The sequence below is a fragment of the Micromonospora sp. NBC_00898 genome (genome assembly GCF_045207895.1).
Classification (GTDB): Bacteria; Actinomycetota; Actinomycetes; order Mycobacteriales; family Micromonosporaceae; genus Micromonospora.
The window spans coordinates 6,863,090-6,882,383 of sequence record NZ_CP108775.1; the positions used below are offsets into that span (position 1 = coordinate 6,863,090).

Annotated in this window: 14 protein-coding genes and 1 pseudogene; 5 read left to right on the forward strand and 10 right to left on the reverse strand. The window is 73.0% G+C overall.

Annotation, left to right across the window (positions count from 1 at the left end):
- Positions 1-45 precede the first annotated feature (45 nt).
- Positions 46-1,263 carry an NADP-dependent isocitrate dehydrogenase gene (locus OG799_RS33385; RefSeq protein WP_406040979.1) on the forward strand — a complete coding sequence of 406 codons (1,218 nt, stop codon included), beginning with the start codon at positions 46-48 and terminating at the stop codon, positions 1,261-1,263.
- Positions 1,264-1,570: 307 nt separating this feature from the next.
- Here the strand turns inward: OG799_RS33385 and galT are convergent, their stop codons facing one another.
- The 5 genes and pseudogenes from galT to OG799_RS33410 form a co-directional block, all read right to left on the reverse strand.
- The gene (gene galT / locus OG799_RS33390) at positions 1,571-2,644 is read right to left on the reverse strand and encodes a galactose-1-phosphate uridylyltransferase (RefSeq protein WP_406040981.1); all 1,074 of its coding nucleotides are present in this window, start codon (positions 2,642-2,644) and stop codon (positions 1,571-1,573) included.
- Positions 2,641-3,444, reverse strand: coding sequence for a DeoR/GlpR family DNA-binding transcription regulator (locus OG799_RS33395; RefSeq protein ID WP_406040983.1), 804 nt, complete (start codon positions 3,442-3,444; stop codon positions 2,641-2,643). The genes galT and OG799_RS33395 overlap by 4 nt, the downstream gene beginning before the upstream one ends.
- Positions 3,445-3,635: 191 nt before the next feature.
- Positions 3,636-5,165, reverse strand: coding sequence for an adenylyl-sulfate kinase (cysC, locus tag OG799_RS33400; RefSeq protein WP_406040985.1), 1,530 nt, complete (start codon positions 5,163-5,165; stop codon positions 3,636-3,638).
- Positions 5,166-5,284: 119 nt separating this feature from the next.
- A pseudogene (locus OG799_RS33405) lies at positions 5,285-5,517 on the reverse strand (DM13 domain-containing protein); the annotation flags it as partial.
- A gap of 502 nt (positions 5,518-6,019) precedes the next feature.
- Positions 6,020-6,658, reverse strand: coding sequence for a hypothetical protein (locus tag OG799_RS33410; protein ID WP_406040987.1), 639 nt, complete (start codon positions 6,656-6,658; stop codon positions 6,020-6,022).
- A gap of 700 nt (positions 6,659-7,358) precedes the next feature.
- Between OG799_RS33410 and OG799_RS33415 the strand changes: the two genes are divergently transcribed.
- Genes OG799_RS33415 through OG799_RS33430 form a run of 4 tightly spaced genes read left to right on the forward strand, consistent with a single transcriptional unit; the run spans position 7,359 to position 10,807 of the window.
- Positions 7,359-8,273 (forward strand): ABC transporter ATP-binding protein, encoded by a 915-nt coding sequence (locus OG799_RS33415; RefSeq protein ID WP_406040989.1) that lies wholly within the window; start codon positions 7,359-7,361, stop codon positions 8,271-8,273.
- On the forward strand, positions 8,266-9,150 hold the full coding sequence (locus tag OG799_RS33420) for an ABC transporter permease (protein ID WP_406040991.1): 885 nt from the start codon (positions 8,266-8,268) through the stop codon (positions 9,148-9,150). Before OG799_RS33415 ends, OG799_RS33420 begins: the two co-directional genes overlap by 8 nt.
- Positions 9,147-10,097 (forward strand): ABC transporter ATP-binding protein, encoded by a 951-nt coding sequence (locus OG799_RS33425; protein ID WP_406040993.1) that lies wholly within the window; start codon positions 9,147-9,149, stop codon positions 10,095-10,097. Before OG799_RS33420 ends, OG799_RS33425 begins: the two co-directional genes overlap by 4 nt.
- On the forward strand, positions 10,097-10,807 hold the full coding sequence (locus OG799_RS33430; protein ID WP_109800677.1) for an ABC transporter permease: 711 nt from the start codon (positions 10,097-10,099) through the stop codon (positions 10,805-10,807). The genes OG799_RS33425 and OG799_RS33430 overlap by 1 nt, the downstream gene beginning before the upstream one ends.
- Positions 10,808-10,852: 45 nt before the next feature.
- On the opposite strand, the gene valS is transcribed toward OG799_RS33430, so the two are convergent.
- From valS to OG799_RS33455, 5 genes are all read right to left on the reverse strand, one after another.
- On the reverse strand, positions 10,853-13,417 hold the full coding sequence (valS, locus tag OG799_RS33435) for a valine--tRNA ligase (RefSeq protein ID WP_406040995.1): 2,565 nt from the start codon (positions 13,415-13,417) through the stop codon (positions 10,853-10,855).
- 76 nt (positions 13,418-13,493) lie between these two features.
- Positions 13,494-15,395 carry an ABC transporter ATP-binding protein gene (locus OG799_RS33440; protein WP_406040997.1) on the reverse strand — a complete coding sequence of 634 codons (1,902 nt, stop codon included), beginning with the start codon at positions 15,393-15,395 and terminating at the stop codon, positions 13,494-13,496.
- Positions 15,392-17,206 carry an ABC transporter ATP-binding protein gene (locus tag OG799_RS33445; protein ID WP_406040999.1) on the reverse strand — a complete coding sequence of 605 codons (1,815 nt, stop codon included), beginning with the start codon at positions 17,204-17,206 and terminating at the stop codon, positions 15,392-15,394. The genes OG799_RS33440 and OG799_RS33445 overlap by 4 nt, the downstream gene beginning before the upstream one ends.
- Before the next feature lie 37 nt (positions 17,207-17,243).
- A complete protein-coding gene (locus OG799_RS33450; RefSeq protein WP_406041001.1) occupies positions 17,244-17,756 on the reverse strand; it encodes a methylated-DNA--[protein]-cysteine S-methyltransferase in 513 nt (170 codons plus the stop codon).
- The gene (locus tag OG799_RS33455) at positions 17,753-19,273 is read right to left on the reverse strand and encodes a DNA-3-methyladenine glycosylase 2 family protein (RefSeq protein WP_406041003.1); all 1,521 of its coding nucleotides are present in this window, start codon (positions 19,271-19,273) and stop codon (positions 17,753-17,755) included. The genes OG799_RS33450 and OG799_RS33455 overlap by 4 nt, the downstream gene beginning before the upstream one ends.
- Between the last annotated feature and the right edge of the window lie 21 nt (positions 19,274-19,294).

Genomic DNA, 19,294 nt, shown 5'->3' on the forward strand with positions numbered 1-19,294 from the left:
GCTCGTACTGCTTGAGCACGTGTCCCCCGAGAGGAGCGCCGGTCGATGGCGAAGATCAAGGTAAACAACCCGGTCGTGGAGCTCGACGGCGACGAGATGACCCGGATCATCTGGAAGCAGATCCGTGAGCAGCTGATCCTGCCCTACCTCGACGTCGACCTGCACTACTACGACCTCTCGATCCAGCACCGCGACGAGACCGACGACCAGGTCACCGTCGACGCCGCCAACGCCATCAAGGAGCACGGCGTCGGCGTGAAGTGCGCGACCATCACGCCGGACGAGGCCCGGGTCGAGGAGTTCGGCCTGAAGAAGATGTGGCGGTCGCCGAACGGCACGATCCGCAACATCCTCGGCGGCGTCGTCTTCCGCGAGCCGATCATCATGTCCAACGTGCCGCGGCTGGTCCCCGGCTGGACCAAGCCGATCATCATCGGCCGGCACGCCCACGGCGACCAGTACAAGGCCACCGACTTCGTCGTCCCCGGCCCGGGCAAGGTGACCATCACCTACACCCCGGCCGACGGCAGCGCCCCGATGGAGATGGAGGTCGCCAACTTCCCCGGCGCCGGCATCGCCATGGGCATGTACAACTTCGACGAGTCGATCCGGGACTTCGCCCGGGCCTCCTTCCGGTACGGCCTGGACCGCAACTACCCGGTCTACCTCTCGACCAAGAACACCATCCTCAAGGCGTACGACGGCCGGTTCAAGGACATCTTCGCCGAGGTCTTCGAGAACGAGTTCAAGGCCGAGTTCGACGCCGCCGGCATCACCTACGAGCACCGGCTGATCGACGACATGGTCGCCGCCGCGCTCAAGTGGGAGGGTGGCTACGTCTGGGCCTGCAAGAACTACGACGGTGACGTGCAGTCCGACACCGTCGCGCAGGGCTTCGGCTCGCTCGGCCTGATGACCTCGGTCCTGCTCTCCCCGGACGGCCGCACCGTCGAGGCCGAGGCCGCGCACGGCACCGTCACCCGGCACTACCGGCAGTGGCAGAAGGGCGAGAAGACCTCCACCAACCCGATCGCCTCGATCTACGCCTGGACCCGGGGCCTGGCCCACCGGGGCAAGCTGGACGGCACCCCGGCGGTCACCGAGTTCGCCAACACCCTGGAGCAGGTCATCGTCGACACCGTCGAGGGCGGCCAGATGACCAAGGACCTCGCGCTGCTCATCTCGCGGGACGCCCCGTGGCTGACCACCGACGAGTTCATGAACGCGCTCGACGAGAACCTGGCGCGCAAGATCAACGCCTGATTCCGTACCGCGTCACCGAGGAAGCCCGCCGGCACCCGCCGGCGGGCTTCCCCGCATCGCGGCCCAGCGTCGCCCGACCGGGCGCGCGTCACCAGCGGGTCGGTGGGTCGTTGACCTGAATGGACGTGATGCCAGTCTCGTCCAGGAAGGTTGACAGCGGTCGCCTCGCGGCCCGAGTGCCGATCAGCCAGCCTTCCCGGCTGTCGCGCACAGCCAGCCCGTCCCTTCCCTGCGGGGGGCCCTGTCCCGGGCCCCCCGCGCCCTGTTCCACACCCGTTCGCCGGCCCACGCCGGGGCAGGCGGCCGGTCAGGCGGCGCGGAGCAGTTCGGCGGCGCGCTCGGGGGCGATGTCGTTGATGAACACGCCCATCCCGGACTCCGAACCGGCCAGGTACTTCAGCTTGTCCTTGGCGCGGCGGATGCTGAACAGCTGCAGGTGCAGGTGCCCCAGCTCGCGGTCGACCCGCACCGGCGCCTGGTGCCAGGCCGCGATGTACGGCATGGGCAGGTCGAACAGCCCGTCGAAGCGGCGCAGCACGTCCAGGTAGAGCGGCCCGAAGGCGTCCCGCTCGGCGTCGTCGAGCGCCGGGATGTCGGGCACCGGCCGGTGCGGGGCGACGTGCACCTCGAACGGCCAGCGGGCGGCCGCCGGGACGTACGCCGTCCAGTGCTCGTTGCTCGCCACCACCCGCTGTCCGGCGGCCCGCTCGGCGGCGAGCACGTCGGCGTAGAGGTTGCCGCCGGTCCGCTCGGCGTGCCGCCGCGCGGCGGCCAGCATCGACCGGGTCCGCGGCGTGACGAACGGGTACGCGTAGATCTGGCCGTGCGGGTGGTGCAGGGTCACGCCGATCTCCACGCCCCGGTTCTCGAACGGGAAGATCTGCTCCACCCCGGGCAGCTCGGCCAGCGCGGTGGTCCGGTCGGCGAGCGCGTCCAGCACGGTCCGCACCCGGCGGGGCGGCAGGCTGGCGAAGGAGGCGTTGTGGTCGTCGGTGAAGCAGACCACCTCGCAGCGGCCGCGCCCCGGCCGGACCGGGGTGAACGGGGTGATCTCCGCCGGCTCCTCGGCGACCCGCTGGCTCAGCGACGGGAAGCGGTTCTCGAAGACCGCCACGTCGTAGGCGGGGGCGGGGATCTCGCTGAGCCGGTCGGCGGTCGACGGGCAGAGCGGGCACTGGTCGGCCGGCGGCAGGAAGGTGCGGGTCTGCCGGTGCACCGCGACGGCCACCCATTCGTCGGTGAGCGGGTCGTAGCGCAGCTGGGAGGCGGGCGGCGGCGGGGGCAGGTCGCGCTGGTCCGGCTGGTCGCGGACCGCGTCGTCCCGCTCGTCGAAGTAGATCAGGTCACGGCCGTCGGCGAGCTCGATCTGCGTACGCTTCACTCCGCCGCCTCCTCCGTGGGCCGCCCCGTGCCCGGCACGATCACCAGCTCACCCACCTTCTCGTCGAGTACCCGTCGTGCTTCCGGCGCCAGCCGGTCGTCGGTGACCAGCACGTCCGCGGCGTCCAGGCCGACGATGGAGGAGATCCCCACCGTGCCCCACTTGGTGTGGTCGGCGAGGACGACCAGCCCGTCGGCGGCCGTCACCAGGGCCCGGTCGGTGTCCGCCTCCATCAGGTTCGGCGTGGTGAAGCCGGCCCGTTCGCTGATCCCGTGCACGCCGAGGAAGAGCAGGTCCAGGTGGAGCGAGGCGATCGCGGCCACGGCCAGCGGGCCGACCAGCGCGTCGGAGGGCGTACGGACGCCGCCGGTGAGCACCACCGTCTGGTCCGGCCGCCCGCCCAGGTGCAGGATCTCGGCCACCGGCAGCGAGTTGGTCACCACGGTCAGCCCCGGCACGTCGACCAGGCGGCGGGCCAGCTCGGCGGTGGTCGTACCGGCCGACAGGGCGATCGCGGCGCCGGGGCGGACCAGTTCGGCGGCGCGGGCGGCGATCGCACCTTTCTCCGCGGACTGGCGGACCGACTTGGCGTGGAAGCCGGGCTCGTCGGTGGAGCCCGGTCCGGCCAGCGTGGCACCGCCGTGCACCTTGGCGAGGAGGCCCTGCTCGTGGAGCGTCTCCAGGTCCCGCCGGATGGTCATGTCGGAGACGCCGAACTCGGCGGCCAGCTGGGTGACCCGCACGCCGCCGGCGCTGCGGACCCGCTCCAGGATGGCCGTCTGCCGCTGCCGCGCCAGCATCCGCCGTACCTCCGGGGTCCCGTGACCACGTGTCCACGCGGTCGAACGTGTTCCAACAAAGACGAACACTAGCGCGCAGAAGGTCACGACGGAAGGAAACGGTGGGCGAGACGACACCGCCGCCCGCCTCCCGCCGGCCGCTCGAAGAGCGGGCCGGGGCGGGGGACGGGCGGCGGTAGGTGGGGCGGGGGTCAGGCGGACTGGAGGCGGGGCTCCACCCAACCAGTCTCGGTCAGGTGGTCCATCACCAGCTGGACCGCCTCCTCGATCGTCATCTCGGTGGTGTCGACCACCAGCTCGGCGTCGGTCGGCTCCTCGTACGGGTCGTCGATGCCGGTCATCCCGGTGAGCAGCCCGGCCCGGGCGCGGGCGTACAGGCCCTTGCGGTCCCGCTGCTCGCAGACCTCCAGCGGGGTGGCGACGTGCACCAGCAGGAACCCCGCCCCGGCCGCCTGCGCCATCTCCCGGGCGGTCGCACGGGCGGCGGCGTACGGGGCGATCGGGCAGCAGATCCCCACCCCCCGGTGCCGGGCGATCTCCGCGGCCACCCAGCCGATCCGGCGCACGTTGAGGTCCCGGTCGGCCTTGCTGAAGGTCAGCCCGGCGGAGAGCTCCCGGCGCACCACGTCCCCGTCGAGCAGGGTGATCGTGCGGTCGCCGCCCTCGCGCAGCGCGTCCGCCAGGCCGCGGGCGATGGTCGACTTGCCGGAGCCGGACAGCCCGGTGAAGAAGACCACCAGGCCCCGGTGCCGGCGCGGCGGGCGGGCCCGGACCAGCTCCCTGGCCACCGCCGGCGGGGTGTGCCACTCGGGCAGCGGAAAGCCCCGGTCCAGCAGGTCGTCGATCTCCTCCTGGGTCAGCGCCAGCCGCCGGTTGCGCGGCGGGATGTCCTCCCGCCAGCGCCACTGCCCGTCCCGGTTGTCGTAGGCCAGCTCGCGGGGGACCAGCACCCGCAGGCCCGCGCCGGAGAACATGTCGGTGGTGGAGAGCAGGTGGGTCACCCCGTACGCGGCGGCGACCCGGGCCCGCAACAGCGCGTCGCTGACCTCGTCGCGCCGCCGGACCAGCGGCACCGCCACCAGGGTGGCTGGGGGCATCCGGTCCCGGGCGGCGAAGACGCTGCGGACCAGCGCCTCGGCCGGCAGCCCACCGGTCGCCTCCTCGCCCACCGGGATCAGCACCAGCAGGTGCGCGCCGAGCGTACGGGCGGCGTGCGCGATCTGGGCGAGCTGCGGCCGGTGCAGCGGACGGTCCGCGAAGACCCCGAGCACCCGGCCCGGGGGCAGCAGCCCCTTGACCTCGTCCGGGCCGCGGCGCAGCCGCTGGAACGGCCCGTGCCCGCCGTCGCCGAGCCGGCGCACCGCGCCGCCCACGCCCACCGCGCCGTCCCGCACCGGCCAGACGTCGGTCACGTCCATCGCGGCCACCGGGGCGCCCTCGCCGTCGGTGAGCACCAGCGCCCGGCGCAGCGGGTCGTCCAGCACCAGGCCGTCGGCCAGCGCGGCCGGCACCTGCAGGGTCACCGACACCGGCCAGGGCGTCCCGTCGGCGAGCCGGCCGCGCCGGCTCAGCGAGGCCAGGTCGGCGCGGGTCATGAAGCCGGCCAACGGGGTGTACGCCCCGGTCAGCAGCAACTCGAGATCGGCCAGTTCACTGGTGCGTGGCGCGTACGCCGGAGCATCCCGCAGCACGTCCTCGGGCAGCACCCACCCGTTGCTCATCTAACCCCCAACTCACCGGCCGGCACACAGTTTCGCAGCCCACCGGCGATCGGTCGAGAGCGCCACTCCACCTGCCGGCCACCGGCCGTTGGGGCGGCGGCCGACCGCGGCCGTCGGGCTCAGCCGGCGGGGGTGAGCGGGGCCGCGCCGAACGACACCGCGAACGTTCGTACCAGATCGACACGCTGGTCAGCCCGGTCGGGTCGGTGCCGGCCGGGAGGTCGTACGCCTGGTCGCCCCGGTTGCCCTTGAGCGGGCCCAGTTCGACCCGGTGGCCGTCGTCGAGTTCCTTCCACCCGGACGGCGCGGTGCGGACCGGCTGGTCGGTCAGCCAGAGCTGCAGATCCGGACCTCGGTGTCGGTGACCAGCTTCCAGTGTCGGTTCTCGCCGAACACTTCAGTGGCCGAGCTTCTGACCTGGGGAGTGACATCTCCTGGTGGCGCTGCTTGCTGGCCTTTCCGCCACTCGACACTTCAGTACGCATACCGCCGCTCGTTGCGCTGGTCTTGCTGGTCTCCGGCGCGGGGTAGCGCCAGATGATCAGCGAACCGGAGACCAAGATCGGCCGCCCGCGACAGATCTACACCGGCTACGCCGAGCGGGACTACGTCCCCGCCGACCAGCGCTGACCCCCGGTCTGACGGCGAAGGCCGCCGACCCCGCGAGGGGTCGGCGGCCTTTTCGCGTACGGCGCGAGGCCGCACCGAGCGACATTGACGTCGCCCGCATCGGTGACGGGCATGGGTGGCAGGGGGCCGCTACGGCGAACATCGACGTGGACCAGCTCGTTCTGAGGGACCCTTCACGGGTGGGCTAGCCGAGTTGCGGATACCCGGCCCCTTGCGCGCCTGGCTCAGCGCGCGCCCATGGTTGTGGTGGTGGGGGTTGGTGGCGGGGGACCAGGCAAAACTGTGAAAGGCCCGTTGTTGATGATGGGGTACTCGGATTCGCCTGCCTCCAGACAGTCCGTGCCAAGGCCCGGGGCGGGCCCGCGGCCGGTGCAGACCCTTTCGTTCATGGTCACGAAGAGGGTGCTGGTGTGAATGCCGGGGCGAAGCGGATGAAAGACAGGAGACACGGGTACGACGTAGGGCAGCCCGCCGACCGGCGGCACGGTTACATCACCGGGAACCATCCCGGATTGCAAGATTTTTGGGCCCGCCGTGACGGTCTGCTCTTGGGCGGTCCCGGCGTCGATCACGTAGCGGGCGCTCTTAAAGTTGTCGATGAAAGCTTGCTGTTCGGCGCCGCCCGTCGCCGTGATCCAGGGCGGGACGGCCCGGACCCACTGGTCCCCGACCAGCGCCGTGCGGCAGCCAGGCCCACCGGGGGGGTCAGCTATATCGTCGAACCCGGGCGCAGGAGGGCCGATGATCCGTTCGCTGACGTCGTAGCGCTTGTTTAGATCCTGCCAATTCTGGTCCCCTCCGTTGAAAACGTTGCTGGTGCACTGGTGTTTGCGGGGTGGCCCTGCCTCGGCGACGCCGGTCATAAGACCCACGCTTAACCCCAGCGTCGTCAGGATTGCCCCCGCTATTGCGGACCGCAAGACAGCAGTAGTCAAGGTTTGACCCCCTGCAGCTCGTAGGTTGTTTCCCTGTGGTCGTGCGCCTCGGCTGGCGCGTGAGGTACCGGGGGCGGACCTGGCTCACGCCCGCGCCGCCCGGTTTAGGTGTCTTTGACCGAAGCTAGCCTGCTGCCGCCTTCCCGCCGAGGATTTCGGGCGCCTTCACCCCCGCGAGTCCGGCTCAGCACTCTCGGATCAGCCTGGCGAGGCTACTTTCGGTTTCCACACAGCACAGTTGAAGATGGCACCCCGCGCTCACCACGGGCTCATACCACGCTCACAGCCGGCGCATGGTCGGCTCAACGATTCAGGGCGGGCCGACCAGGGCTCGCTAGTCATCGCGCACGGAGTGTGGCGAGAGCCGGCTTGTAGACGGCTTGCTGGGTGCAACGGTCGCGCCGGAGGTTCAGGCAGTGGCAAAGCCCAGACCGACTGAAATGCTGGGCGGATGCTGAAACTTCTGCGAAAAGAATCTTGATGTACCGCAACGTTCGCTGAGAACCGACATCCAGGACTGGAACCCGCCCCACCGCCGTACGGAAGGCTTACCCCTAATGGGGGAGGACGCCAGGATCAGGGGCGCGCCGGATGCCCCGACGAGCGTCGAGTTCCTAGGCTGAGCGGCGTGACACTGATAGCGACCGAGTCGCTGACCAAGACGTACGGAGGTCGGGTCACCGCGTTGGCCGACCTCACGGTGTCGGTCGAGCCGGGGATCATCGGTCTGGTCGGCGCGAACGGCGCCGGCAAGTCCACGCTGATCAAGATCCTGCTCGGCCTGCTCCCGCCCACCAGCGGCCGGGTCTCCGTGCTCGGCCTGGACCCGACCACCGACCCGGCGGCGGTCCGCGCCCGGGTTGGCTACATGCCCGAGCACGACGCCCTGCCGCCGGACCTCTCCGCCGCCGAGCTGGTCACCCACCTGGGCCGGATGAGCGGCCTGCCCCGGACGGTGGCCCGGGAACGCGCCTCCGAGGCGCTGCGTCACGTCGGCCTCTACGAGGAGCGCTACCGCCCGGTCGGCGGCTACTCCACCGGCATGAAGCAGCGGGTCAAGCTCGCCCAGGCCCTGGTGCACGACCCGGACCTGCTGCTCCTCGACGAGCCGACCAACGGTCTCGACCCGGCCGGCCGGGACGCCATGCTCGCCCTGATCCACCGGATCGGCACCGAGTTCGGCATCTCCGTGCTGGTCTGCTCGCACCTCCTCGGCGAGGTGGAGCGGATCTGCGACACGCTGGTCGCCATCGACGGCGGCCGGCTGCTGCGCGCCGACCGGATCGACGCGATGACGTCGGCCACCGACGTCCTCGCGGTCGAGGTCAGCGAGGGCACCGACGACCTCGCGGCCCGGCTCGCCGCACTCGACCTCCCGGTGGCCCGGGAGGGGCGGCTGCTGCTCGTGCCGCTCGCCGACGACGCCACCTACGACCTGATCCTCGGCGCGGTCGCCGAGCTGGACCTGCCGCTGCACCGGCTGGACCAGCGCCGGCACCGGGTGGCCGAACTCTTCGCCACGAGGGAGCCCAGCCATGTCTGAGCCGACCGGTGTCATCCACGACATCGGCTACCAGCGCTACATTGGCCCGCGACTGGGCCGCCGGCACGTCTTCGGCGCGCTCTACCTGCACGGCCTGCGGACCGTCTTCGGGTTGGGCCGTACCGCCAAGGCGAAGATCTTCCCCTGGCTGGTGGTCGGCATCGTCACCCTGGTCGCCGCCGGGATCACCGCGGTCCGCAGCCAGATCGGCGAGGTGGTGATGACGTACGCCCAGTTCGCCGACTCGATGAGCTGGCTGGTCATCTTCTTCGTCGCGGTGGCCGCCCCCGAGCTGGTCTCCCGGGATCTGCGCAGCGGCGTGCTGCCGCTGTACTTCTCCCGGCCGCTGCCCCGCGACGACTACCCGCTGGCCAAGCTGCTGGCCCTGGTCAGCGCGATCTGGCTGCTGCTCGGCGGGCCGCAGCTGGTGATGTTCCTCGGCGCCGCGTTCATCACCGACAAGGGCATGCGCGGGGTCTGGGACGAGCTGCTCGACCTGCTGCCCGGCCTGCTCTACGCCGGGCTGTGGGCGGCGGTCTTCGCCTCGATCGGGCTGCTGGTCGCCTCGCTCACCGGCAAGCGCGCCTTCGCCGCCGGCGGGATCGTGGCGGTCTTCCTGATGACCACCCCGATCGTCGGGACGCTGTCGATCCTGCCGTCCCGGACGATCAACGAGCTGGCCTTCCTCGCGTCGCCCTCGACGCTCGTCGGCGGGGTGGGCACCTGGGCGCTCGGTGACCTGCTGGTGCCCGAGGGCCGGGGCGGCGGCGTCCCGATCGGTGGCTTCGGCCCCGTCTACGGGGTGGCCGCCGTCCTGCTGGTCGCCGCCTGCGTCGCCCTGCTGTTGCTGCGATACCGGAAGGTGGCCGCCCGATGACCACGCTCAGCGCCGGCGCGCCGCCGGCCGTCACCACCAGCACCCTTGACCTGGCCGGAGTGTCCCGCTGGTACGGCAACGTGGTGGCGGTCAACGATGTCACCATGCGGCTCGGCCCGGGGGTGACCGGCCTGCTCGGCCCGAACGGGGCCGGCAAGACCACCCTGCTGCACATGATGGCCGGGTTCCTCGCCCCCTCGCGGGGCGCGGTGACCCTGGACGGGGAGCCGACCTGGCGCAACCCGGGCGTCTACCGCCGGCTGGGTCTGGTCAGCGAGCGGGAGGCGGTGCACTCCTTCCTCACCGCGTACGAGTTCGTGCTGGCCAGCGCCAAGCTGCACCGGCTGCCCGACCCGGAGGCGGCGGCCCGGCGGGCGATCGCCCTGGTCGAGATGGCCGACGCGCAGGACCGGCGGATCGGCACGTACTCCAAGGGCATGCGGCAGCGCACCCGGGTCGCCGCGGCGCTGGTGCACGACCCGCAGGTGCTGCTGCTCGACGAGCCGTTCAACGGGATGGACCCGCGCCAGCGGCTGCACATGATGCAGCTGCTGCACCACCTGGGCGACGCCGGCCGGACCATCCTGTTCAGCTCGCACATCCTGGAGGAGGTCGAGCAGGTTTCCGGCACCGTCCAGGTGATGGTGGCCGGCCGGCTCGCCGCCTCCGGCGACTTCCGCACCATCCGCCGGCTGATGACCAACCGGCCGCACGTGTTCGCGGTCCGCTCCACCGACGACCGGGCGCTGGCCGTGGCGCTGATGGCCGAGGTCTCGGTCACCGGCGTCGAACTGGACCGGGCCGGCCTGACCGTGCGGGCGGGTGACTATGGCGCCTTCACCCGGGCACTGCCGAAGATCGCGCTCGCCCACGGCGTCCGGGTCCGGCAGTTGACCCCCGAGGACGAGTCCCTGGAGAGCGTCTTCTCCTACCTGGTGGAGGCCTGATGTCGACCGTTTCCTGGATCACCGCGCGCGGGCTCTTCGGCCGCCGCCGGTTCCTGATGCTGCTGCCCCTGCCGCTCGTGCTGGTGGCGTTGGCGGTGCTCTGCCGGTCGCTGGGGGTGGACCCGGGCCAGTGGGGGCCGCCGGTGCTGGTCGGTCTCGGCCTGGCCGTGGTGCTGCCGGTGGTGGCGCTGATCGTCGGCACCGGCGTGCTCGGCGCCGAGATCGACGACGGGACGGTGGTGCACATCCTCACCAAGCCGCTGCCCCGCTGGCAGATCGTGCTGCCGAAGCTGGCGGTGGCCGTCGGGGTCAGCGCGGCCACCGTCGCCGTGCCGCTCTACGTCGCGGGCGTGCTGGCCGATTCGGTACGCCTCGGCCTGGCGCTCGCCGCCGCCTCGGCGCTCGGCGCGCTGGCGTACTCGGCGCTGTTCCTGGCGCTCAGCCTGGTCACCCGGCGGCCGGTCCTGCTCGGGCTGGTCTACGTGCTGATCTGGGAGGGGCTGCTCGGCAATTTCGTCAGCGGCACGAAGGTGCTCTCGATCCAGCAGTGGGTGATCGCCCTCGCCGACCGGATGGCCCCGACGGAGCTGCTCTCCACCACGGTCTCCGTCCCGGTCGCCGGCGTGCTCACCGCCCTGGTCAGCGTCGGCTTCACCGTCCTGGCGATCGACCGGCTCCGCTCGTTCTCGGTGGCCGGCGAGACGAGCTGACCCGGGTCGCCCGCGCCCCGGGAAACGGGGCGCGGGCGACGCGCCTCAGAAGGCGCAGGCGATGACGAGTTCCGGGGCGCGGTCGGGGAGCAGGTCGAGTTTGGCGATCCGACCGGCCGCGCGGAGGTCGTCGGCGACCAGCGCCAGCCGTTCCAACAGGGCGGCCGGGCCGAGCGCCTCGGCCAGCGGCACCTCCGCCTTCATCGACAGTTTCCGCTCCGACTTGGCCCGGCGCACCTGGCTGAGCGCGTCGGAGGCCAGCCGCAGCAGCTCCGGGTCACCGGGGGCCTGGACGGCCCGACCCACCTCGTACGTCGTCGGCCAGGTCGACCGGTGCACCGAGCCGTACCGCCACCACGACCAGACCTCCTCGGTGACGAAGGGCAGCACCGGCGCGAAGAGCCGCAACTGCACCGAGAGCGCGGTGGCGAGCGCCGCCCGGGCCGAGTCGGCCCCCGGCCCGGTGCCGTAGGCGCGCTCCTTCACCAGTTCGATGTAGTCGTCGCAGAACCGCCAGAAGAACGCCTCCGTCGCCATCAGGGCGGCGGTCTGGTCGTACGAGTCGAAGGCCGCCGTCGCCGCCCCGACCACGCCGGAGAGCTCGGCGAGCATGGCGGTGTCCAGCGGCTCGGTCGCCGCGGCGCGCAGCGCGTCCGCGGCACCCAGCCCGAAGGCGAACCGGGACGCGTTGAGCAGCTTGGTGGCCAGCCGCCGGCCCACCTTGATCTGGGCGGCGTCGAAGGCCAGGTCCATGCCGGGCTTGCCGTTGGCCGCCCAGTACCGGACGGCGTCGGAGCCGTGCTCCGCCAGCAGCCCCACCGGGGTGGTCACGTTCCCCTTGGACTTGGACATCTTCTTCCGGTCCGGGTCGAGGATCCAGCCGGAGAGCACCGCGTCCCGCCAGGGCAGCACGCCGTGCTCCAGATGGGACCGGACCACCGTGGCGAAGAGCCAGGTCCGGATGATCTCCTGGCCCTGCGGGCGCAGGTCCATCGGGAAGACCCGGCGGAACAGGTCCGGGTCGGTCTCCCAACCGCCGACGATCTGCGGGGTCAGCGACGAGGTCGCCCAGGTGTCCAGCACGTCCGGGTCGCCGACGAAACCGCCCGGGACGCCGCGCTGCGACTCGTCGAAACCGGCCGGGGCGTCGCTGGACGGGTCGATCGGCAGCAGCGCCTCGTCCGGTGTGAGAGGCTGGCCCCAGTCCGGCTCGCCAGCGTCGTCGAGCCGGTACCACACCGGCACCGGCACCCCGAAGAAGCGCTGCCGGCTGACCAGCCAGTCGCCGTTCAGCCCGCCCACCCAGTGGTCGTACCGGTGTTTCATGTGCTCGGGCACCCAGCGCAGCTCGGCGCCGCGGGCCAGCAGCTCCTCCCGCAGCCGCGGCTCCCGGCCGCCGTTGCGCAGGTACCACTGCCGGGTCGAGACGATCTCCAGTGGGCGGTCGCCCTTCTCGTAGAACTTCACCGGGTGGGTGATCTCGCGCGCCTCGCCGACCAGGTCGCCCGCGTCGGCCAGCATCCCCACCAGCGTCCGGCGGGCGCCGTTGACGGTCTGCCCGGCCAGCGCCGCGTACGGGTCCGCCGGCACGCCGGCCGGCGGCTCGGGCAGCAGCCGGCCGTCCCGCCCGATCACCACCCGGGTCGCCAGGTCCAGCTCCCGCCACCAGGTCACGTCGGTCAGGTCACCGAACGTGCAGACCATCGCGATGCCGGTCCCCTTGGCCGGGTCCGCCAGCGGGTGCGCGCGCACCGGCACCTCGACCCCGAAGATCGGGGTACGCGCCGACTGCCCGACCAGGTCGGCGTAGCGCTCGTCGTCGGGGTGGCAGACCAGCGCCACGCAGGCCGGCAGCAGCTCCGGCCGGGTGGTGTCGATCAGCACCTCCCGCCCGCCCGGCCCGGTGAACCGCAGCCGGTGGTACGCCCCGGGCCGCTCCCGGTCCTCCAGCTCCGCCTGCGCGACCGCGGTGGCGAAGCCGACGTCCCACAGCGTCGGCGCCTCCGCCTGGTACGCCTCGCCCCGGGCCAGGTTCCGCAGGAACGCGCGCTGGCTGGTGAGCCGGGCCAGCCGCCCGATCGTGGTGTACGTCAGCGACCAGTCCACCGACAGCCCGAGCCGCCGCCACAGCGCCTCGAAGACCCGCTCGTCGGAGGCGGTCAGCTGCTCGCACAGCTCGATGAAGTTGCGCCGGGAGATCGAGGTCGGGTTCTTCCGGGCCGCCTCGCTGACCGGGGCGGCGGGCGGCACCCAGGACGGGTCGTACGGCAGGGCGGTGTCGGGGCGCACCCCGTACACGTTCTGTGCCCGGCGTTCGGTGGGCAGGCCGTTGTCGTCCCAGCCCATGGGGTAGAAGACCGTCCGGCCGCGCATCCGCTGGAACCGGGCCACCGTGTCGGTGTGCGTGTACGAGAAGACGTGTCCCATGTGCAGCTCGCCGGATACCGTCGGCGGCGGGGTGTCGATCGCGTACACGTCCGCCCGCTCCTTCGCGCGGTCGAACGCGTACGTGCCGTCCTCCTGCCAGCGGCGCGCCCAGGTCTCCTCGAGGCCGTCCAGGGTCGGACGCTCGGGGACGCCGGCGCGGGCCGTCCTCGCCGTATCGGTCATCAGCCGATCCTAGGCAGCGGGTGACGGGACGACCACGGCTTAACCGAGAGTCGGCGTCGCCGGGGCGCCGCCGGGCTCAGATCAGCGAGTCCCGCCACTGGCGGTGCAGGGCGGCGTACCGGCCACCGGCGGCGGCCAGCTCGGCCGGGGGGCCGTCCTCCACGATCCGGCCGCCGTCGAGCACCAGCACCCGGTCGGCGATCTCCACGGTGGAAAGCCGGTGCGCGATCACCAGCGCGGTCCGGTCCCGCAGGATGCTGCCGAGCGCCCGCTGCACCAGCCGCTCGGTCGGCACGTCCAGCGACGAGGTCGCCTCGTCCAGGATCAGCACCCGCGGGTCGGCGAGGAACGCCCGGGCGAACGCGACCAGCTGGCGCTGCCCGGCGGAAAGCCGGCCGCCGCGCCGGTGCACCTCGGTGGCGTACCCGTCGGGGAGCGCGGCGATGAAGTCGTGCGCGCCGATGGCCCGGGCGGCGGCCTCCACCGCCGCGTCGTCCGCGCCCGGCCGGCCGAACCGGATGTTCTCCCCGACCGAGCCGCTGAACAGGTGGTTCTCCTGGGTGACCAGCACCACCGCCCGGCGCAGCTCGGCGTCGGCCAGGTCCCGCAGGTCCACCCCGTCCAGGGTGACCGCGCCGGCGGTCGGGTCGTGGAACCGGGCCAGCAGCTTGGCGATGGTCGACTTGCCGGCGCCGGTCGGGCCGATCAGCGCGACGGTCTGCCCGGCCGGCACGGTCAGCTCCAGCTCGGACAGGATCGGCGTGTCCGGCCGGTACCCGAAGGAGACCGAGCGGAAGACCAGGGTGCCCCGGCCCGGCCCGGTGGGCAGCGACACCGGCCGTTCCGGCTCGGCCACCGCGGGCCGCTCGTCGAGCACCCCGGCCAGCTTCTCCAGTGCGGCGGTGGCCGACTGGAGCGAGTTGTAGAACTGGCTCAGCTCCTGCATCGGCTCGAAGAACCGACGCAGGTAGAGCAGGAACGCGGCGAGCACGCCCACCTCGGTCCGGCCGCCCAGCACCCGCCAGCCGCCGTAGCCCAGCACCACCGCCACGGTCAGGTTGCCGATCACCTTGATCCCCGGCGAGTAGACCGCGATCAGCCGGAAGGCGCGCAGGCTGGCCTGCCGGTAGTCGTCGTTCACCGCGGCGAAGATCCGCTGGTTGCGCCGCTCCCGCCGGTACGCCTGCACCGCCCGGATGCCCCGCAGCGACTCGACGAAGTGCACGATGACCAGCGCGACCGCCTCCCGGGTCCGCCGGTACGCCCCGGCGGAGGCCCGGGCGAACCAGCGGGACAGCCAGAACAGGAACGGGAAGGCGAGCAGGGTCGCCGCGGCCAGCGGCAGGTCCAGCCAGAGCAGGATGCCGGCGACCGACAGCACCGACAGGGCGGCCACCACCAGGTTGTCGATCCCGCCGTCGACCAGCTCGGCGATCGAGTCGAGGTCGCTGGTCAGCCGGGAGACCATCCGGCCGGAGGTGTACCGCTCGTGGAAGCCGACGTCCAGGCGGAGGAAGTGGCCGTAGACCCGCTGGCGCAGGTCGAGCAGGACGGCCTGGCCGATCCGGGCGGTGAGGGTGAGGAAGCCGCGCCGGGCCGCGTACTCGGTGACGCTGGCGGTGGCGAACGCGGCGGCGACGGCGACCAGCGGTCCCGGGTCGCCGGCCCGCAGCGGCCCGATGGCCCGGTCGATGCCGAGCATGACCAGGTACGGGCCGGCCATCGCGGCGGCGTTCTGGGCCAGCAGCAGCGCCACGGCCAGCCCGAGCCGCCGCCGGTGCGGGCGCAGGAGCTGCCCGAGCAGGGCCCGGCTGCGGGCCCGGAGCCGGGCGACGGCCTCCGGCGTGGCGTCCTCGGCCCGGCTGCGGTCGGCGTCCGGGTCGGTGGCCCGCCCACGCCACCGGGTCAGGTCGAGGTCGTCGTCCGGCGCGCGCCTCGGCCGGGGGACCCGTGGTGATCCGTCCGGCGCTTCCGTCACGAGCGCACCAGGCCGGCGTCGTCGTGCCGCTGGACCGGCCCGGCCGACAGCACCGCCCGGTACGCCGGCACGGTGGCCAGCAGCTCGGAGTGGGTGCCGACGGCGACGATCCGGCCGTCGTCGAGCAGGGCGACCCGGTCGGCGAGCGCCACGGTCGACGGGCGGTGCACCACCAGCAGCGCGGTGGTGTCCCGCAGGACCCGGCGCAGCGCCGCCTCGACCAGTGCCTCGGTGTGCACGTCGAGGGCGGAGAGCGGGTCGTCCAGCACGAGCAGCGCCGGACGGCCGACGACCGCCCGGGCCAGCGCCAGCCGCTGCCGCTGCCCGCCGGAGAGGGACAGCCCCTGCTCGCCGACCCGGGTGGCGAGCCCCCACGGCAGGTCGTACGCGAACTCGGCCTGGGCCAGGGCGAGCGCCGCCCGGACCTCCTCGTCGTCGGCGTCCGGCCGGCCGAGGGTCAGGTTCTCCCAGACGGACATGGAGAAGAGCGTCGGCTCCTCGAAGGCCACCCCGACCAGCCGGCGCAGCGAGGCGAGCCGTAGGTCCCGCAGGTCGCGGCCGTCCAGGGTGATCCGCCCGCCGGTCACCTCGTGCAGCCGGGGGACCAGGGAGAGCAGCGTGCTCTTGCCGCAGCCGGTGGCGCCGACCAGGGCCAGGGTCTCGCCCGGCTCGACGGTGAGGTCGACCTCCCGCAGCACCGGCGCCGCGCAGCCCGGGTAGCGGAACGAGACTCCCTCGAAGCGCAGCCGGCCGCGCACCCGCGTCCGGTCCAGGGTGGTCGCGTGCGGGGCGTCCACGATGGTCGGCGGGGTGTCCAGCACCTCCTGGATCCGGTCGGCCGCGGTCGCCGCCTCCTGCCCGTTGGCGATGATCCAGCCGAGCGACTGCACCGGCCAGGTCAGCATCAGTTGGAGGCTGACGAAGGCGACCAGCTCGCCGATGCTGAGCGCCCCGCGGGCGGCGGCGGCCGTGCCGGCGACCAGCACCACCCCGAGGTTCAGGTTGGGGACCAGGTCGAACTGCGCCGAGGTGCGGGCCAGCAGCCGGGCCTTGCCGACGCCGGTGTCGTGCAGCGCGCGGGCGCCGCCGGCGAACCGGGCGGCCAGTTCGGGTCCCCGGCCGTACGCCCGCATGGTGCGCAGCCCCTGCGCGGTCTCCTCGACCAGCGTGGCCACGTCGCCCTGCTGGTCCTGCATGCGCCGGGAGGCGGCGTGGTAGTGCCGGGCGAACCGGCGGCTGATCAGGAACAGCGGCACCGCGCTGGCCGCCACCAGCAGCCCCAGCGCCGGGTGCAGGCGGACCAGCAGCACCACCACGGCCAGGTAGGTGACCAGGTTGAGGACCAGGAAGAGCAGGCCGAAGGAGAGGAACCGGCGGATCACCGACAGGTCGCTGGTGATCCGGGAGAGCAGCTGGCCGGACTGCCACCGGTCGTGGAAGCCGGCCGGAAGGCGCTGCAGGTGGGCGTAGATGTCGGCGCGGATGGCCGCCTCCATGCCGACTGAGGAGGAAGACTGGGTCCACCGCCGGATGAAGATCAGCACGGCCTCGGCCAGGCCGAGGCCGACGGCGAGGAGGCCGAGTCGGAACAGCCCGGCCGCGTCGTGCCGGGCGACCGGCCCGTCCAGCACCCGCTGCACCACCAGCGGTACGGCCAGGCTGGCTGCGGTGGCCGCCAGCGCCGCGACCAGCAGCCAGGCGAACTCCACCGCGTACGGGCGCAGGTAGGGGCGCAGCCGCCAGAGGTTGTGCAGCGGGTGCCGGCCGGCGCCGTCCCGGGCCGCCGGGTCGCCGTCGCTCTGCGCAGGCACTACCTGACGGTAGCGTCAAATGGGAGCGATGCCGCTGTCAGCTTGCCGTCAGCTGCCGCTCATGCCCGAGAAGCCACGTCTTCACGTCCAACCCCCAGCGGTAGCCGCCGAGCGTCCCGTCGGTGCGCAGCACCCGGTGGCAGGGGACGAAGAGCGCGGCGGCGTTGCGGGCGCAGGCGGCCGCGGCGGCACGGACCGCCGTCGGGCGGCCGGCCAGCTCGGCGAAACCGGTGTACGTCACCGGCTCGCCCGGCTTCACCTCGCGGAGCACCTGCCAGGCGTGGGTCATGAACGCGCCCCCGCTGTGCTGCCGCACCGGCACCGCGTCGATCGCGGTCAGGTCACCGTCCAGGTAGGAGCGGACGGCCACGGTCACCGGGCCGAGGTCCGGCCGGTCCCGCAGGTCGCCGCGGAGGCTCGGGTGGGTCAGCGGCAGCAGGCTGACCGGGTTGGCGGTGAAACCGGCCGCCCGGACCGCCCCGTCGGGGTCGGTCAGGATGCTCAGCGGGCCGGCGGGGGTGTCGATGACGCTGTTGTCCAGTGTGGTCATGCTGCTCTCCAGAGTCGGATCACCGCGTACGACCGCCAGGGGCGCCAGCGGTCGGCGTACGCGTCGAGGGTCTTCGGTTCGGTGGGCAGGCCGAGCGCGGCCGCGCCCCGGCGGACGGCGAGGTCGGTGGGGAGGAAGACGTCCGGGTCGCCGAGCGCCCGCATGGCGACGTAGCCGGCCGTCCACGCCCCGATCCCCGGCAGCGCGCACAACCGCCGCACGGTCTCCTCCCGGTCCCCACCCGGATCAAGACTGACCTCCCCCTCGGCCACCGCCCGCGCCAACGCCCGGATCGTCTCCCGCCGCGCCCCCGGCATCCGAAAAGCCCCGTCCGCCAACCCCAGCACCTCCCCCGCCGTGACAAACCCCCGCAGCCCCGCCCCCGGTCCGTGCTCCCGCTCGCGTCGATCATGAAGTTGTTGTCCCGACACGCCGTGTCCGTTGGCGACAACTTCATGATCATCGAGGCCGGTCGGGGTGGGGGTGGCGGCCTGGAGGAGGTGGGTGAGGGTGGTGCGGGCCGACTGGAGGGAGACCTGTTGGGTGGTGATGGCGCGCAGCGCCATCTCGAAGCCGTCGACGGCGTGGGGGAGGCGGACGCCGGGTTCGGCCGTCACCGCCGGGGCCAGGGTGGGGTCGTGGGCGAGGGTGTCGTCGATGGCAATGGGATCGGCGTCGAGGTCGAGCAGGCGCCGGCAGCGGGCGACCGCGGGGGCCAGGTCGCGCATGTCGGCCAGGCGCAGGGTGGCGGACACGTGGCCGTCGGCCGGGGTCAGGGCGACCTCGCCGGGTCCGTGCGGCAGCCGCAACCCCCGGCGGTACGTCCCGTCGCGGACCTCCTCCACGCCGGGCAACGCCCGCAGCGCCAGGAAGTCGAGCAGCGCTGCCGCGTGCAAGGGCGGCCGGTACGCCAGCCGGAGCGTGATGGTGCCCGCCCCGCCGTTCGCGGGCCGCCCGCCCCGGCTGACCCGCAGCTCGGACGGGGCGGCCGCGTACACCTCGCGGACCGTGTCGTTGAACTGCCGGACGCTGCCGAACCCGGCGGCGAACGCGATCTCCGCCATGCCCAGGCCGGTGGTCTCGATGAGGATCCGGGCGGTCTGGGCGCGCTGGGCGCGGGCCAACGCGAGTGGCCCGGCACCCAGCTCGGCGCGGAGCATCCGGTGCAGGTGCCGCTCGGTGTAGCCGAGCCGGGCCGCCAGCCCCGGCACCCCGTCCCGGTCGACCACCCCGTCGGCGATCAGCCGCATCGCCCGCCCGACCACGTCGGCCCGGACGTCCCATTGCGGGGAGCCCGGGGCGGCGTCGGGGCGGCAGCGGCGACAGGCCCGTAGCCCGGCGCCCTGCGCGGCGGCGGCGGACGGGAAGAACCGGACGTTCTGCCGCTTCGGCGTCGTCGCCGGGCAGGACGGCCGGCAGTAGATCCCGGTCGAGGTCACGCCGGTGTAGAACCAGCCGTCGAACCGCTGGTCACGGCTGTCCACGGCCCGGTAGCACCGTTCGAAGTCCAATTCCACGCCACCGATACTGCCTCGCTG

Coding starts and splice junctions, on each gene's coding strand:
- OG799_RS33385 (WP_406040979.1), top strand. CDS start 46: ATGGCGAAGATCAAGGTAAACAACCCGGTCGTGGAGCTCGACGGCGAC.
- OG799_RS33395 (WP_406040983.1), bottom strand. CDS start 3,444: ATGCTGGCGCGGCAGCGGCAGACGGCCATCCTGGAGCGGGTCCGCAGC.
- cysC (WP_406040985.1), bottom strand. CDS start 5,165: ATGAGCAACGGGTGGGTGCTGCCCGAGGACGTGCTGCGGGATGCTCCG.
- OG799_RS33410 (WP_406040987.1), bottom strand. CDS start 6,658: ATGACCGGCGTCGCCGAGGCAGGGCCACCCCGCAAACACCAGTGCACC.
- OG799_RS33420 (WP_406040991.1), top strand. CDS start 8,266: ATGTCTGAGCCGACCGGTGTCATCCACGACATCGGCTACCAGCGCTAC.
- OG799_RS33425 (WP_406040993.1), top strand. CDS start 9,147: ATGACCACGCTCAGCGCCGGCGCGCCGCCGGCCGTCACCACCAGCACC.
- OG799_RS33430 (WP_109800677.1), top strand. CDS start 10,097: ATGTCGACCGTTTCCTGGATCACCGCGCGCGGGCTCTTCGGCCGCCGC.
- valS (WP_406040995.1), bottom strand. CDS start 13,417: ATGACCGATACGGCGAGGACGGCCCGCGCCGGCGTCCCCGAGCGTCCG.
- OG799_RS33450 (WP_406041001.1), bottom strand. CDS start 17,756: ATGACCACACTGGACAACAGCGTCATCGACACCCCCGCCGGCCCGCTG.